The sequence below is a fragment of the Pseudomonas peli genome (assembly GCF_050563605.1).
Lineage (GTDB): Bacteria > Pseudomonadota > Gammaproteobacteria > Pseudomonadales > Pseudomonadaceae > Aquipseudomonas > Aquipseudomonas peli_A.
In genome coordinates, this window is record NZ_JBNXUH010000002.1 from 108,124 (window position 1) to 121,570 (window position 13,447).

Here is a 13,447-nt window from a genome sequence, read left to right on the forward strand (position 1 = left end):
GGGCGGCCAGTGCCGCCCCGTTTTGTTTATCCGATCGAGAGCGTGCGTCATGGATTTTCTGCCCCTGTTCCACAAACTGCAGGATCGCCTGGTACTGGTGGTCGGTGGCGGCGAAGTTGCCGTGCGCAAGGCGCGCTTGCTCAGTGATGCAGGTGCAACCTTGCGTGTGGTTGCGCCGGAGATTCGCGATGAGCTGCGTGAGATGGCCAGCGCTCGGCACGGCGAGGTGCTGCTGCGTGATTACCAGTCGGCGGATCTTCACGGTGTGGCGCTGATTATTGCGGCCACCGATGACGAACCCCTGAATGCGCAAATATCGGCTGAGGCGCAGGCCCTGGGCATTCCGGTTAATGTGGTGGATGCGCCGAAGCTGTGCAGCGTGATTTTCCCCGCCATTGTTGATCGCTCACCTTTGATTGTGGCGATTACCAGTGGCGGCGATGCTCCTGTATTGGCACGGCTGATTCGCGCCAAGATCGAGACCTGGATTCCCGCAACCTATGGCCAGTTGGCCGGTCTGGCCAAACGTTTTCGTGCCCAGGTCAAAGGGCTCTTCCCCGATGTGCAGCAGCGCCGGGTGTTCTGGGAGGATGTGTTCCAGGGCCAGGTGGCCGAAAGCGTATTCGCCGGTAAGCTGCAAGAAGGTCAGCGCCTGCTGGAAGAGAAAATTGCTGGCATTGCCCCGCGCACCTTGGGCGAGGTATATCTGGTTGGCGCAGGGCCGGGTGATCCTGACTTACTGACCTTCCGTGCGCTGCGCCTAATGCAGCAGGCCGATGTTGTGTTGTATGACCGCCTGGTGGCACCTGCGATTATCGAACTGTGCCGCCGTGATGCCGAGCGCATTTATGTCGGCAAACGGCGTGCCGAGCATGCCGTACCGCAGGAGCAGATCAACCAGCGCTTGGTCAATCTGGCCAAAGAAGGTAAGCGGGTGCTACGTCTTAAAGGCGGAGATCCGTTCATCTTTGGCCGCGGCGGAGAGGAAATTGAAGAACTGGCCGCCCACGGCATCCCCTTTCAGGTTGTACCAGGCATCACCGCAGCCTCTGGCTGCGCCGCTTATGCTGGGATTCCGCTGACCCACCGAGACCATGCGCAGTCGGTGCGCTTTGTTACCGGTCACCTGAAAGATGGCAGCAGTGATTTACCCTGGAACGAACTCACCGCCAGCAGTCAAACTCTGGTGTTTTATATGGGGCTGGTGGGTTTGCCGATCATCTGTCAGCAGCTGATTGCCCATGGTCGCGCCGCGACAACCCCGGCAGCATTGATCCAGCAGGGCACCACGCAGAACCAGCGGGTGTTTACTGGCACCCTGGCCAATCTGGCGGAGCTGGTGGCGCAGCATGAGGTGCATGCGCCGACGTTGGTAATAGTCGGCGAAGTGGTACAGCTGCGGGAAAAACTGGCTTGGTTCGAAGGGGCTCAGGCCAGCGTCTGATTGCGCGCAGCCCACAGCTGAGCCGCGCGCGCTAAGGCCCGCTCACGCGGTTCGCCGAGGGCGCGCAAGGCCAGAGCCATGGTGCTGATGACGGCAAGCTGGCCGTAATCATCGGCCACTTCACCGCGCCAGAAGGCTGCCAGATGGGCCGGTTCCAATGATTCAGGTTTGACGTGGCGCAGCGCCGACAACGCCGGCCATTCTTCATCCCAGTTGTCGCCATTGGCCGTGCCATAGAGGTGGCTGGTGGCGTCCGGGTTGATCTCGATTTCGCCGCCTTCACCCTTGATCACCACTGCGCTATCGCCGAGCAACTGGCTGGCTTCACGGTGCACCGCCTGATAACCCGGATGAAAGATGCTCTGTAGGCCGCAACGCGCGTCCAGCGGATTGAGAATGCGCGCCAACGAATGAATCGGTGAGCGCAGGCCGAGGATATTGCGCAGGTCGATCATCCGCTGCAGTTGCGGCATCCAGTCGCCCAGCGGGATAAACGCCAGCTGCTGTTGCGCCAATGCCTGCTCGACGCTACCCCAGCTGCGGCACAGTGGGATGTGCAGAGTTTCGAGTAGCTGTTCGCTGTACATCCGCCCCGCGGTGTGTGGGCCGCCGCCATGCAACAGGATGCGAATGCCGCTGCCGGCCAGGGCTTTGGCGGCCAGCAGGAACCAGGGCAGGTGGCGCTTCTTCCCGGCGTAGCTAGGCCAATCCAGATCCACCTGAATCGCGGGCGCCTGCAAGCGTGCACGCACAGCCTCGGCAAAGCCGGCCATTTCCTCTGCGCTTTCTTCCTTGTGCCGCAACAGCATCAAAAAGGCACCCAACTGGGTGTCTTCGACCTTTCCATCAAGCAGCATGCCCATGGCTTCACGGGCTTCCTCGCGAGTGAGATTGCGTGCGCCGCGCTTGCCTTTGCCCAGAGCGCGGACGAACTGGGCAAAAGGGTGTTCGGCTGGGGTTACAAGGTTCATAGGCAATTGGTCGGCTTGGGCAGGCCCGCCAACTTGGCGGCGAGTTTGGCGGGAGCGCCATTGAACAGCCGATTGAGGTTCAGGCTATTGCCTTTCTCGGGGCCGATTTTTACGGCAATAAATTTGATCAGTGGGCGATTGGCCGGTGACAACTGAAACTCGTCGTAAAAGCTGCGCACCAGCCAGAGGATTTCCCAGTGATCGGCGTCCAGGTTGATGCCTTCACGTTGCGCTAGGGCGTGCGCGGTAGCTTCGGACCAATCAGTCAGGTCGAGCAGATAGCCGTCTTTGTCCAGCGCCAGGCTGCGACCCTCAACATTCAGCGTGGTCATAGCCAGGTGTTTACCTTGTCGTATTTGCAGCTCAGCGCAACGAAGCCAGGGTAATCGACCAGTGTGAGGCGGGCAGGGAACACAAGGCCGCGAGCCTGCACGTCTTCATCCAACGCATACAACGCAATGCTTTCGGGCATCAGTTCAAGCGCTTGACGCTGCGCGCTGCCGTCCTGCAAGGCGTATACGGCATCACCGCAGAGCAGCAGGGCATCCTGGCTGCCGAGAATGTGCAGGCTACTGCTCAGGCGGCTATCGGTAAAGGACGAGTGCGAAAGTACGTGCAAGGTAGCCATCAGAGCGTAATCACCTGGTCGTAACGGTCAATCAAGGCGCTTATTGAGGAATCATCGAGGCGCTCGACAGCGAGGCTGCTGGGTTGATTCTGCAGGCCACGTTCGGCCAGGCTGCGCTGCGAAACATACAGCGCCTCGACACCGAACATCGGCAAGGCCTGCAGGTTGGCGCTGAGGTCTTTCTGCTGCAGATTGGCTGGTTGCTGCTCGCCACTCAGCTGAAATGCGCCGTCATCGAGAAACAGCATGCCAATCGGCAAATCGAAAGCGCCGCCAGCCAATGCGATATCCAGCGCTTCCCGCGCACCGGGGCCTGACCAGGGCGCTTGGCGGCTGATGATCAACAGTGACTTGCTCATTTCAAGGCCCTCCAAAGCACACGAGGCGATCCGCCAGCTGCGCCGCTTCGTGCAATTGGCCCAGGCCGGAAAGCTCCCAGGGTGCATTCAGATTGGCGGCTGTGCGCGAGTAGCGCTGCGCTTCATCGTCATTCAGTACGCCACGGCGCAGGGCGGCGGCGATACACACCACGCCATCCAGTTGCTGCGCTTGCACGAACTCACGCCATTCACGCGGTAGATCCACTTCATCCTGCGCGCAGACCACATTGCTCGATGCGCTGTGGACGCCGTCCTGATAGAAGAACAGCCGCACAATCTCATGCCCGCCCGCCAATGCCGCTTGGGCAAAACGCAGCGCGCGGCGCGAGGAGGGCGCATGAGGAGGTGAGAAGAGGGCGATGGCGAACTTCATAGCAAACCTGGCAAGCCAATTTGCCGGAATGATAAAGCCTGAGCCGCCAAGATGCGCGCAACAGGTATAAAAAAGCCCGCCGAAGCGGGCTTTTCGCAGCGACATAAATCAGTCGTCGCTGCCCATGATGCCGAAAATCTGCAGCAGGCTGACGAAGAGGTTGTAGATCGATACATACAGGCTGATGGTCGCCATGATGTAGTTGCGCTCGCCGCCGTGGATGATTGCGCTGGTCTGGAACAGGATGCAGGCCGAGGAGAACAGCACGAAACCTGCGCTGATCGCCAGTTGCAGGCCGCTAATCTCGAAGAAGAAGCCAGCAACCATCGCTCCCAGCAGGACAAAGAAACCAGCAGTGATGAAGCCACTGAGGAAGCTCATGTCCTTGCGGGTGGTCAGCACGTAAGCCGACAGGCCGCAGAACACCAGGGCTGTCATGGCGAAAGCCGAGCTGACAACTTCAGCACCGTTGGCCATGCCCATGTAGCGATTGAGGATTGGGCCGAGGGTGTAGCCCATAAAGCCGGTCAGAGCCAGAGTCGAAACCAGGCCCCAGGCCGAATTACGCAGTTTGGCGGTGAGGAAGAACAGGCCGTAAAAGCCGATCAGCACCACGAAGATGTTCGGATAAGGCACATTGGCGCGCTGCGCGATGTACGCCACCAGGCCGCTGAAGGCCAGGGTGATGGCCAGCAGGCCATAAGTGTTGCGCAGGACGCGGCTGACTTCTTGCTGCTCAACCTGCGTATGGTCAAGTGCATAATTGTGTTCGTTCATGGCGACACTCCTGAAATGGCTGATGGTTCCGTGACCAAGGTCAGGCCCGATCATAGCAGAGGCAGATAAAGAGCCAATACGCAGAGTTTGACAGCGTGTTGCGTTCGGGTAAGATTGCCGCCCGCAAACGCCGGAAGCGTGGCAGAGCGGTTGAATGCAACGGTCTTGAAAACCGTCGAAGGGGAAACTCTTCCGTGAGTTCGAATCTCACCGCTTCCGCCAAATTCCTCAAGCCGTCACCCTAGCGCAGCCTTATTGGCGCTTGCTTTTTGACGGTTATGCGCCAAGCTGGAATTTATTAAATCTCCAGCCTTCCAACCCAACCAGCCGCTCTTGGCGGCTGACGCAAACCGGGGTGTCGCTTGATCAGGGTGCTAGTTGTTGATGACCACGACCTGGTACGTACCGGCATCACCCGTATGCTGGCTGATATCGACGGCTTGCATGTAGTTGGTCAAGCCGAGTCTGGCGAAGAATCCCTGAAGAAAGCCCGCGAGCTGAAGCCCGACGTTGTCCTGATGGACATCAAGATGCCGGGCATCGGCGGCCTCGAAGCCACGCGCAAACTGATTCGCAGCCATCCCGACCTTAAAGTCGTCGCAGTTACCGTGTGCGAAGAAGACCCGTTCCCGACGCGCTTGCTGCAGGCGGGTGCCGCCGGCTACCTGACCAAGGGTGCCGCGCTGGAAGAAATGGTTCAGGCCATCCGTATGGTATTCAGCGGTCAGCGCTATATCAGCCCGCAGATCGCCCAGCAGCTGGCCCTCAAGTCGTTCCAGCCGCAGAGCAGCAATTCGCCTTTCGACCTATTGTCCGAGCGTGAAATCCAGATCGCGCTGATGATTGCCGGTTGCCAGAAGGTTCAGGCCATCTCCGACAAGCTCTGCCTGTCGCCGAAAACCGTAAACACCTACCGCTATCGCATCTTCGAAAAGCTGTCGATCACCAGCGATGTCGAGCTGGCCCTGCTGGCCGTGCGCCACGGCATGATTGATGCCGGCAGCTGACGAAACCCGCGCCGCCTTCGATTCCAGCGCATTTCTCTCCACCTGCAGCGGTCGCCCTGGCGTGTACCGCATGTTCGATGTGGACGCCAAACTGCTTTATGTGGGCAAAGCCAAAAACCTGAAAAAGCGTCTGGCCAGCTACTTTCGCCAAAGCGGACTAGCGCCGAAGACCGCCGCCCTGGTGGGCCGAATCGCGCAGGTCGAAACCACCATCACCGCCAACGAGACTGAAGCGCTGCTGCTTGAGCAAACGCTGATCAAGGAATGGCGGCCGCCGTACAACATTCTGCTGCGCGACGATAAGTCCTATCCCTATGTGTTTCTTTCCGACGGCGACTTCCCGCGTCTGAGCATTCACCGTGGGGCGAAAAAGCAGAAGGGCCGTTACTTCGGCCCGTATCCCAGCGCCGGGGCCATCCGCGAAAGCCTCAACCTGCTGCAGAAGACCTTTCTGGTGCGCCAGTGCGAGGACAGCTTCTACAAAAACCGCACACGGCCCTGCCTCCAGTACCAGATCAAACGCTGCAAAGGCCCCTGTGTCGGCCTGGTAGAGCCCGCTGAATATGCTGATGACGTACGCCATTCAGTGATGTTTCTTGAGGGGAGCAGCAATGCCCTGACCGATGAGCTGTCCGGCGGCATGCAGGCAGCGGCCATGGCGCTCGACTTCGAACGGGCGGCAGGGTTGCGTGATCAGATATCGCTGCTGCGCCGGGTTCAGGATCAGCAGAGTATGGAAGGCGGCACCGGTGATGTGGACGTGGTCGCGGCCATGGTCAATCCCGGTGGCGCATGCGTGCATTTGATCAGCGTGCGCGGTGGCCGGGTGCTTGGCAGCAAGAACTTCTTCCCACAGGTGGCCATTGAGGAGGAGGGCAGTGGGGTATTGCTGGCCTTCCTTGCGCAGTATTACCTGAGTAGTCAGGAGCGCGATCTGCCGAGCGAACTGATCGTCAATGCGCAGCACGAAGATTTCCCCACGCTGATCGCAGCCATCGATGAGCTGCGCGGCCGCGAACTGAGCATCAGCTACCGCGTACGAGGCACCCGCGCGCGCTGGCAGCAGCTTGCCGTGATCAATGCAGAGCAGGCCCTGGCAGCACGCCTGGCCAATCGACAGCACGTTGCCGCACGCTTTGATGCACTGGCTCAGGCGCTGGATATGGATGAAGTGCCGCAGCGCCTGGAGTGCTTCGACATCAGCCACTCCAGCGGCGAAGCGACTGTCGCCTCCTGTGTGGTATTCGGTCCGGAAGGTCCGCTCAAGTCCGATTACCGCCGCTACAACATCGAAGGTGTGACGCCTGGCGACGATTACGCCGCCATGCACCAGGCGCTGACCCGACGCTTCAGCAAGATCAAGGATGGCGAAGGCAAGCTGCCGGACATCCTCCTAGTCGACGGTGGTAAAGGCCAACTGGCCATGGCCCGCGAGGTGCTCGAAGAGCTTTCAGTGCCTGATCTGATTCTGCTCGGCGTGGCCAAGGGCACGACCCGCAAACCTGGCCTGGAAACCCTGTACCTGAATGACGCCGCTCATGAGTTCACCCTGCCGGGCAATTCACCGGCACTGCATCTGATTCAGCAGATCCGCGATGAGTCGCACCGCTTTGCCATTACCGGGCACCGCGCCCGCCGTGGCAAAACCCGCCGCACATCAACACTTGAAGAAGTTGCCGGCGTAGGCCCCAAACGCCGGCGTGAGCTGCTCAACCACTTCGGTGGGCTGCAGGAGTTGTCCCGCGCGAGCATCGAAGAAATCGCCAAAGCACCTGGAATCAGTAAAAAACTCGCCGAGTTGATTTATGCAGCCCTGCACAGTGAGTAGAATGCCGACTCTCTTTACCGCCAAGTTGTGTCGATGAATATCCCCAACCTGCTTACCGTGCTCCGTGTATTGCTGATCCCGGTGTTTATTCTGCTGTTCTACCTTCCTTTCAGCTGGAGCTATTGGGCCGCCAGCGCGGTGTTTTCAGTAGCTGCTGCAACCGATTGGCTGGATGGTTACCTGGCGCGTCGCTGGGAGCAGAGCACGCCTTTTGGCGCCTTCCTCGACCCAGTTGCCGACAAACTGATGGTGGCAGTTGCCCTGGTGTTGCTGGTGGCTGAGCACGCCAATCTCTGGCTGACGCTCCCTGCGGCCATCATCATCGGTCGCGAAATCGTGGTTTCAGCGCTGCGTGAGTGGATGGCAGAGATAGGTGCCCGCGCGCATGTTGCCGTATCAAAATTGGCCAAATGGAAAACCGCCGCACAGATGGTTGCCTTGGTGATTTTGCTAGCCAATCCGCCGACCTTTACCGCCTGGGTTTTGTTTGGTTATGCCCTGTTGATCATTGCTGCAGTACTTACCCTGTGGTCGATGGCGCAGTATCTGCTGGCCGCATGGCCACACCTGCGAATCACCTCGGAAAAGAAATAAGCTTTTTTGAATCAAGGGGTTGACGGGCCGTTCTGAAGCTATAGAATGGCGGCCGTCAGCACGACAAGCGGGAATAGCTCAGTTGGTAGAGCACGACCTTGCCAAGGTCGGGGTCGCGAGTTCGAGTCTCGTTTCCCGCTCCATTTTCAACGGGCCGTTTTACACGGTCCGTTTAGTTTCAAGGCTGAGTAGCAGAGTGGTTATGCACCGGATTGCAAATCCGTGAACGCCGGTTCGATTCCGACCTCAGCCTCCAATTAGAAAAGCCTCGTAGATCACTGATTTACGAGGCTTTTTCATTTAAGCTTGAAACCTTGCGAGGCATCCAAGGGCTGTATATAGTCCAAGCCTCGCAATGCAGCGCTACCGCCCGAATGGCGAAATCGGTAGACGCAAGGGACTTAAAATCCCTCGAGGGTAACCTCGTGCCGGTTCGACCCCGGCTTCGGGCACCATCTACATGATTTCAGATGTTCCCCAGCGAACCTGAAACCCAATAGAACCGGCCTTCGTAGCCGGTTTTTTTGTGCCTGAAATTTGTGCGCCCGGATTATCAAGCGCTGTCACCTGAGTGTCGTGCTTACGTCATACGCCTGCCATCTGCTTTAGCTGCAATCGCGGTAACTCAGCGAGGAGTGCAGGCGATGCGGATTTGTGTGATTGGCGCAGGATACGTGGGGCTGGTATCGGCAGCCTGTTTTGCCGAGATGGGCAATCGAGTGATCTGCGTTGAGCGCGATGTACAGCGTGTGGCGCGGCTTGCCCGTGGCCAGTCGCCGATTTATGAGCCTGGGCTGGAGGCTATGCTGCAGACCCACCTGAGTAGCGGTCAGCTGAGTTTTAGCCAGCACCTCAATGAAGGCATCAAGCAGGCTGAGATCATCTTTATCGCCGTAGGCACGCCGAGTGGGGAGGACGGTTCGGCGGATCTGTCCCATGTACTGGCCGTGGCTGATGAGCTGGGCGATCTGCTTGAGCAAAACTGCGTGGTGGTGAATAAATCAACGGTACCGGTTGGCACAGCCGAGCGTGTTGCCCAGCGCATCAACAGTCGATTAAGCAAACGAGGCAAACGCTTTGCGGTGACGCTGGCAAGTAACCCGGAATTTCTCAAGGAAGGCTCGGCGATTGACGACTTTATGCGGCCGGATCGAGTGATTGTCGGCTGCGATGAACCCCAGGGCCATGAGCTGCTACGCCGTTTGTATGCGCCGTTTCTGCGTAATCACGAGCGCTTGTTATGCATGGGTCTGCGGGCGGCAGAGTTCAGCAAATATGCCGCCAACGCCTTTTTGGCCACCAAAATTTCCTTGATCAACGAAATGGCCAGCCTCTGTGCGCGCCTGGATGTCGATATCGAGGATGTGCGACGTGGCATCGGCAGCGACAAACGCATTGGTACTCACTTTATCTACGCCGGTTGCGGCTATGGCGGCTCGTGCTTTCCCAAGGATGTACGAGCGCTGATTCGCTGCGCCGAGCAGGAAGGCATTGAACCTGGCATCCTGCGCGCAGTCGAAGCCCGTAATGCGCTACAGAAGACGTTGCTGTTCCAGGCCCTGCGTGAGCATTTTTCCGGTTACTGGCAAGGGCGGGTAGTGGCGCTCTGGGGCTTGGCCTTCAAGCCAGGTACCGATGATCTGCGTGAAGCACCCAGCCTGGTTCTACTCGATGCCTTACTTGCTGTCGGCGTCACCGTTCAGGCGTGCGACCCGGTTGCCATAGCAGCTCTGGCAGAGCGTTATAGCCAGGCCATTGCTAGCGGTCAGCTGCGCTTGAGCACATCGCCGTATAGCGTTGTTGAAGGTGCAGATGCGCTGGTGTTGGTCACCGAGTGGAAGCAGTTTCGCCAGCCCGACTTTGTGCGCATTCGTAGTGTGATGCGTATGCCCGTACTGTTTGACGGGCGCAATATCTATGATGCCGCGCAGTTGGCTGAGCTGGGTTTTCTTTACCGAGGTATTGGCCGGCCTGCGCTGGGGCATTGTAAGGCCAGTGCAGCCTGATAAACTGCGCACGCAATTTTCACCCCATCTCCCCAAGGTTTCCCATGATCAAGAAATGCTTGTTCCCTGCAGCCGGTTACGGCACCCGCTTTCTGCCAGCCACCAAGGCCATGCCCAAGGAAATGCTGCCGATTGTGAACAAGCCGCTGATCCAGTACGGCGTTGAAGAAGCGCTGGAAGCCGGGTTGACGGAAATTGCCATGATCACTGGCCGCGGCAAACGCGCCCTGGAAGATCATTTCGACATCAGCTACGAGCTTGAGCACCAGATCCGTGACACCGACAAAGAAAAGTATCTGGTTGGCATCCGTCGCCTGATCGAAGAGTGCACCTTCTCCTACACCCGTCAGGTTGAGATGAAGGGCCTGGGTCATGCGATTCTCTGTGGTCGCCCACTGATTGGTGATGAGCCTTTCGCCGTGGTTCTGGCCGATGATCTGTGCCTGAATCTGGATGGCGACGCGGTACTGACGCAGATGGTCAAGCTGTACAACCAGTTCCGCTGCTCGATCGTGGCCATTCAGGAAGTGCCGCCAGAAGAAACCCACAAATATGGCGTGATCTCCGGCGAGATGATTCGTGAGGACATCTACCGGGTAAACAGCATGGTCGAGAAGCCCAAGCCGGAAGATGCCCCATCGAACCTGGCGATCATCGGTCGCTATATCCTCACCCCGGATATCTTCGAGCTGATCGAGCAGACCGAGCCCGGCAAGGGCGGGGAAATCCAGATCACCGACGCGCTGATGAAGCAGGCGCAGAACGGCTGTGTGATGGCTTACAAATTCAAAGGCAAGCGTTTCGATTGCGGCGGCGCGGAAGGCTATATCGAGGCCACCAACTTCTGCTTCGAAAACCTCTACAAGACCGGCAAGGCTTACTGACTCAGCCTACGCCGCGACCGCAAACAGCCACCTTCGGGTGGCTGTTTGCATTCAGGCCAGTGGCATATGTTCAGCACCAGGCCCTAGCGGCTGGCCATAACTGAACTCTACATAGTTACCCGCGGGGTCACGCAGGCCGCAGTAGTAGCCAACAGGGTAGGGCTCATCACGCGGCTCCCAGACCAGACATCCGGCCAGTCGGGCTCGTTCGGCAATGTTTTCGACCTCATCCCGACTGGCCATGGCAAAACCGAAATGGCTGTAATCATCCGCCGCCAGTTGGCGGTCCTGACCACCGGGCATGATCACGAAGATAAAGCTGTGCTCCTTGCCCGGCTCAGCCATCCAGACAATCCTTGAGCCCTTGCCTGCGCGCTGGTGAATCACCCGCATCGCACAGAACTGCTCATAAAAAGCCACGCATGCATCCAGGTCGGGCACATGCAACGCCACATGAGTAAGGGTAGGGCGCATCACTGATCTCCTGTTCGGCATGCTTCAAGTTTAGGCCCTGGCGCGCCTTGGGGTATGCTGGCAGTCTGTTCTGGAGGCTGAAATGACCTACGACTTTGACCTGTTTGTAATCGGTGCCGGTTCCGGCGGTGTGCGGGCTGCGCGATTTGCCGCCGGCTATGGCGCGCGCGTGGCGGTTGCTGAAAGCCGTTACCTGGGCGGCACTTGCGTCAACGTCGGCTGCGTACCGAAAAAGCTGCTGGTCTATGGTGCGCATTTCGCCGATGACTTTGAACAGGCCCAGGGTTTTGGCTGGTCGCTGGGCGAAGCCCGCTTCGATTGGACGACCCTGATCGCCAACAAGAACCGCGAAATCGACCGACTTAACGGCATCTACCGCAACCTGCTGGTGAGCAGCGGCGTGACCTTACTGGAAGGCCACGCGCGGATTGTCGATGACCATACTGTCGAGCTGGGCGGTAAACGTTACAGCGCCAAACATATCCTAATTGCCACCGGCGGCTGGCCGCAGATTCCGGAAGTTCCGGGGCATGAACATGCCATCGGCTCGAATGAAGCTTTCTTTCTTGAGCAACTGCCCAAGCGCGTACTGGTCGTGGGCGGTGGTTATATCGCCGTGGAGTTTGCCTCGATCTTCAACGGCCTTGGCGCAAAAACCTCGTTGCTCTATCGCGGCGAGCTGTTCCTGCGTGGTTTCGATAAAGCTGTGCGTCTGCACCTGCAGGATGAGTTGAACAAGCGCGGTGTCGATCTGCAGTTCAACAGCGACATCGCCCGTATCGACAAACAACCCGACGGCAGCCTGCTGGCCACGCTCAAGGACGGTCGCGTGCTGGAAGCCGACTGTGTCTTCTACGCCACCGGCCGCCGGCCGATGCTGGATAACCTGGGTCTGGAAAATACCCATGTGCAGCTCGATAAGCGCGGTTTTATCGAGGTCGACGAGCAATACCAAACCAGCACGCCATCGATTCTTGCCATCGGCGATGTGATCGGTCGTGTGCAGCTGACACCAGTGGCACTGGCCGAAGGCATGGCGGTCGCAAGGCGCCTGTTCAAACCAGAGGAATACCGCAAGGTCGACTACCGGATGATCCCGACGGCGGTATTCAGCCTGCCCAATATCGGCACGGTCGGCCTGAGCGAAGAGCAGGCGAAGGAGGAGGGCTACAGCGTCCAGGTTTTCGAAAGCCGCTTCCGGCCGATGAAACTGACCATGACCGAAAGCCAGGAGCGCACCCTGATGAAACTGGTGGTGGACGCTGCCACAGACCGCGTGCTCGGCTGCCATATGGTCGGGCCGGACGCCGGCGAAATCGTTCAGGGCCTGGCGGTCGCACTCAAGGCCGGAGCTACCAAGCAACTGTTTGATGAAACCATTGGCGTGCATCCAACGGCTGCCGAAGAGTTCGTCACCATGCGCACTCCCGTGTCGTCCTGAGGTCAGCATGGCGCAATTGTTCTATTTGGCCGACCTGTTCGGCGTCGCGGTATTCGCCATCACTGGCGCGCTGATGGCCGGGCGCAAGTCCATGGACCTGTTCGGCGTGCTGGTGATTGCCATCATCACTGCTTTGGGCGGCGGCACCTTGCGTGATGTGATTCTGGATAACCATCCGGTCAGCTGGATTCGCAACGATATGTACATCGTTGTCGCCTCGTTGGCCGCAGTGGGCACCGTGATTTGGGTGCGCCTGACCCAGCCGATCCACGAGAAAGGTCTGCTGCTGGCGGATGCCTTCGGCTTGGCCGTGTTTACCGTGATCGGCGCTGAAGTCGCCATGCAGCACAACGTACCGCACAGCACGGCGGTGATCATGGGCGTGATGACTGGCGTCGCCGGCGGAGTGATGCGCGATGTGATCTGCAATGAGATCCCGCTGATCTTCCAGAAGGAAATCTACGCCACCGCCTGCATAGCCGGCGCAGTGGTGTTTATCGGCATGCGCGCCCTGGATACACCGCACTGGCTGGATACCAGCGTGGCTATGCTCACGGTGCTGTTGATTCGCCTGGCCGCCATTCGCTGGCATATTTCGCTGCCACGTTTTCATCTACTGGACAGGCACCGCTAACTGCGC

General features: G+C 58.8%; 15 protein-coding genes and 4 tRNA genes. 12 read left to right on the forward strand and 7 right to left on the reverse strand.

The genetic code is table 11. The features are described 5' to 3' along the window. The first annotated feature begins 49 nt into the window (after nucleotides 1-49). Nucleotides 50-1,444, forward strand: a complete 1,395-nt coding sequence (cysG, locus tag ACQ4LH_RS02820; protein ID WP_430695827.1) for a siroheme synthase CysG — start codon at nucleotides 50-52, stop codon at nucleotides 1,442-1,444. Here the strand turns inward: cysG and ACQ4LH_RS02825 are convergent. The 6 genes from ACQ4LH_RS02825 to ACQ4LH_RS02850 all read right to left on the reverse strand — a co-directional run bounded on the left by ACQ4LH_RS02825 (nucleotide 1,429) and on the right by ACQ4LH_RS02850 (nucleotide 4,573). Then, nucleotides 1,429-2,415, reverse strand: coding sequence for a glycosyl transferase family protein (locus ACQ4LH_RS02825; protein WP_430695828.1), 987 nt, complete (start codon nucleotides 2,413-2,415; stop codon nucleotides 1,429-1,431). The genes cysG and ACQ4LH_RS02825 overlap by 16 nt on opposite strands. Continuing rightward, nucleotides 2,412-2,747, reverse strand: coding sequence for a TusE/DsrC/DsvC family sulfur relay protein (locus ACQ4LH_RS02830; protein WP_430695829.1), 336 nt, complete (start codon nucleotides 2,745-2,747; stop codon nucleotides 2,412-2,414). The genes ACQ4LH_RS02825 and ACQ4LH_RS02830 overlap by 4 nt, the downstream gene beginning before the upstream one ends. After that, nucleotides 2,744-3,043, reverse strand: a complete 300-nt coding sequence (gene tusB, locus ACQ4LH_RS02835) for a sulfurtransferase complex subunit TusB (RefSeq protein WP_430695830.1) — start codon at nucleotides 3,041-3,043, stop codon at nucleotides 2,744-2,746. Before tusB ends, ACQ4LH_RS02830 begins: the two co-directional genes overlap by 4 nt. Next, the gene (gene tusC, locus ACQ4LH_RS02840; protein WP_430695831.1) at nucleotides 3,043-3,402 is read right to left on the reverse strand and encodes a sulfurtransferase complex subunit TusC; all 360 of its coding nucleotides are present in this window, start codon (nucleotides 3,400-3,402) and stop codon (nucleotides 3,043-3,045) included. The genes tusB and tusC overlap by 1 nt, the downstream gene beginning before the upstream one ends. Before the next feature lies 1 nt (nucleotide 3,403). Then, nucleotides 3,404-3,796 (reverse strand): sulfurtransferase complex subunit TusD, encoded by a 393-nt coding sequence (gene tusD / locus ACQ4LH_RS02845; RefSeq protein ID WP_339730828.1) that lies wholly within the window; start codon nucleotides 3,794-3,796, stop codon nucleotides 3,404-3,406. Between the two features lie 108 nt (nucleotides 3,797-3,904). Next, nucleotides 3,905-4,573, reverse strand: coding sequence for a Bax inhibitor-1/YccA family protein (locus ACQ4LH_RS02850; protein WP_090253709.1), 669 nt, complete (start codon nucleotides 4,571-4,573; stop codon nucleotides 3,905-3,907). 132 nt (nucleotides 4,574-4,705) lie between these two features. Between ACQ4LH_RS02850 and ACQ4LH_RS02855 the strand changes: the two genes are divergently transcribed. The 9 genes from ACQ4LH_RS02855 to galU all read left to right on the forward strand — a co-directional run bounded on the left by ACQ4LH_RS02855 (nucleotide 4,706) and on the right by galU (nucleotide 10,892). After that, nucleotides 4,706-4,795 (forward strand) — tRNA-Ser (locus tag ACQ4LH_RS02855). A 140-nt stretch (nucleotides 4,796-4,935) separates the two neighbouring features. After that, entirely contained in the window at nucleotides 4,936-5,580 is a 645-nt protein-coding gene (gene gacA, locus ACQ4LH_RS02860; protein ID WP_397493349.1) for a response regulator transcription factor GacA, read from the forward strand. Further along, nucleotides 5,567-7,408 carry an excinuclease ABC subunit UvrC gene (gene uvrC, locus ACQ4LH_RS02865; protein ID WP_430695832.1) on the forward strand — a complete coding sequence of 614 codons (1,842 nt, stop codon included), beginning with the start codon at nucleotides 5,567-5,569 and terminating at the stop codon, nucleotides 7,406-7,408. The genes gacA and uvrC overlap by 14 nt, the downstream gene beginning before the upstream one ends. Nucleotides 7,409-7,441: 33 nt before the next feature. Next, entirely contained in the window at nucleotides 7,442-8,002 is a 561-nt protein-coding gene (gene pgsA, locus ACQ4LH_RS02870) for a CDP-diacylglycerol--glycerol-3-phosphate 3-phosphatidyltransferase (protein ID WP_430695833.1), read from the forward strand. A gap of 67 nt (nucleotides 8,003-8,069) precedes the next feature. Beyond that, a tRNA-Gly gene (locus ACQ4LH_RS02875) sits at nucleotides 8,070-8,145 on the forward strand. 39 nt (nucleotides 8,146-8,184) lie between these two features. Beyond that, nucleotides 8,185-8,258: transfer RNA gene (locus ACQ4LH_RS02880), tRNA-Cys, on the forward strand. 112 nt (nucleotides 8,259-8,370) lie between these two features. After that, a tRNA-Leu gene (locus ACQ4LH_RS02885) sits at nucleotides 8,371-8,457 on the forward strand. Between the two features lie 159 nt (nucleotides 8,458-8,616). Beyond that, nucleotides 8,617-10,008 carry a UDP-glucose dehydrogenase family protein gene (locus tag ACQ4LH_RS02890; RefSeq protein WP_430696135.1) on the forward strand — a complete coding sequence of 464 codons (1,392 nt, stop codon included), beginning with the start codon at nucleotides 8,617-8,619 and terminating at the stop codon, nucleotides 10,006-10,008. A gap of 44 nt (nucleotides 10,009-10,052) precedes the next feature. Beyond that, nucleotides 10,053-10,892, forward strand: coding sequence for a UTP--glucose-1-phosphate uridylyltransferase GalU (gene galU, locus ACQ4LH_RS02895; RefSeq protein WP_090253791.1), 840 nt, complete (start codon nucleotides 10,053-10,055; stop codon nucleotides 10,890-10,892). A gap of 51 nt (nucleotides 10,893-10,943) precedes the next feature. On the opposite strand, the gene ACQ4LH_RS02900 is transcribed toward galU, so the two are convergent. After that, nucleotides 10,944-11,366: a VOC family protein gene (locus ACQ4LH_RS02900; RefSeq protein ID WP_430695834.1), complete on the reverse strand. Its 423-nt coding sequence runs from the start codon at nucleotides 11,364-11,366 to the stop codon at nucleotides 10,944-10,946. A gap of 82 nt (nucleotides 11,367-11,448) precedes the next feature. On the opposite strand from ACQ4LH_RS02900, the gene gorA reads away from it, so the two are divergent. Then, nucleotides 11,449-12,807: a glutathione-disulfide reductase gene (gene gorA / locus ACQ4LH_RS02905; protein ID WP_430695835.1), complete on the forward strand. Its 1,359-nt coding sequence runs from the start codon at nucleotides 11,449-11,451 to the stop codon at nucleotides 12,805-12,807. Between the two features lie 7 nt (nucleotides 12,808-12,814). Further along, nucleotides 12,815-13,441: a trimeric intracellular cation channel family protein gene (locus ACQ4LH_RS02910; RefSeq protein ID WP_430695836.1), complete on the forward strand. Its 627-nt coding sequence runs from the start codon at nucleotides 12,815-12,817 to the stop codon at nucleotides 13,439-13,441. The last annotated feature ends 6 nt before the right edge of the window (nucleotides 13,442-13,447 follow it).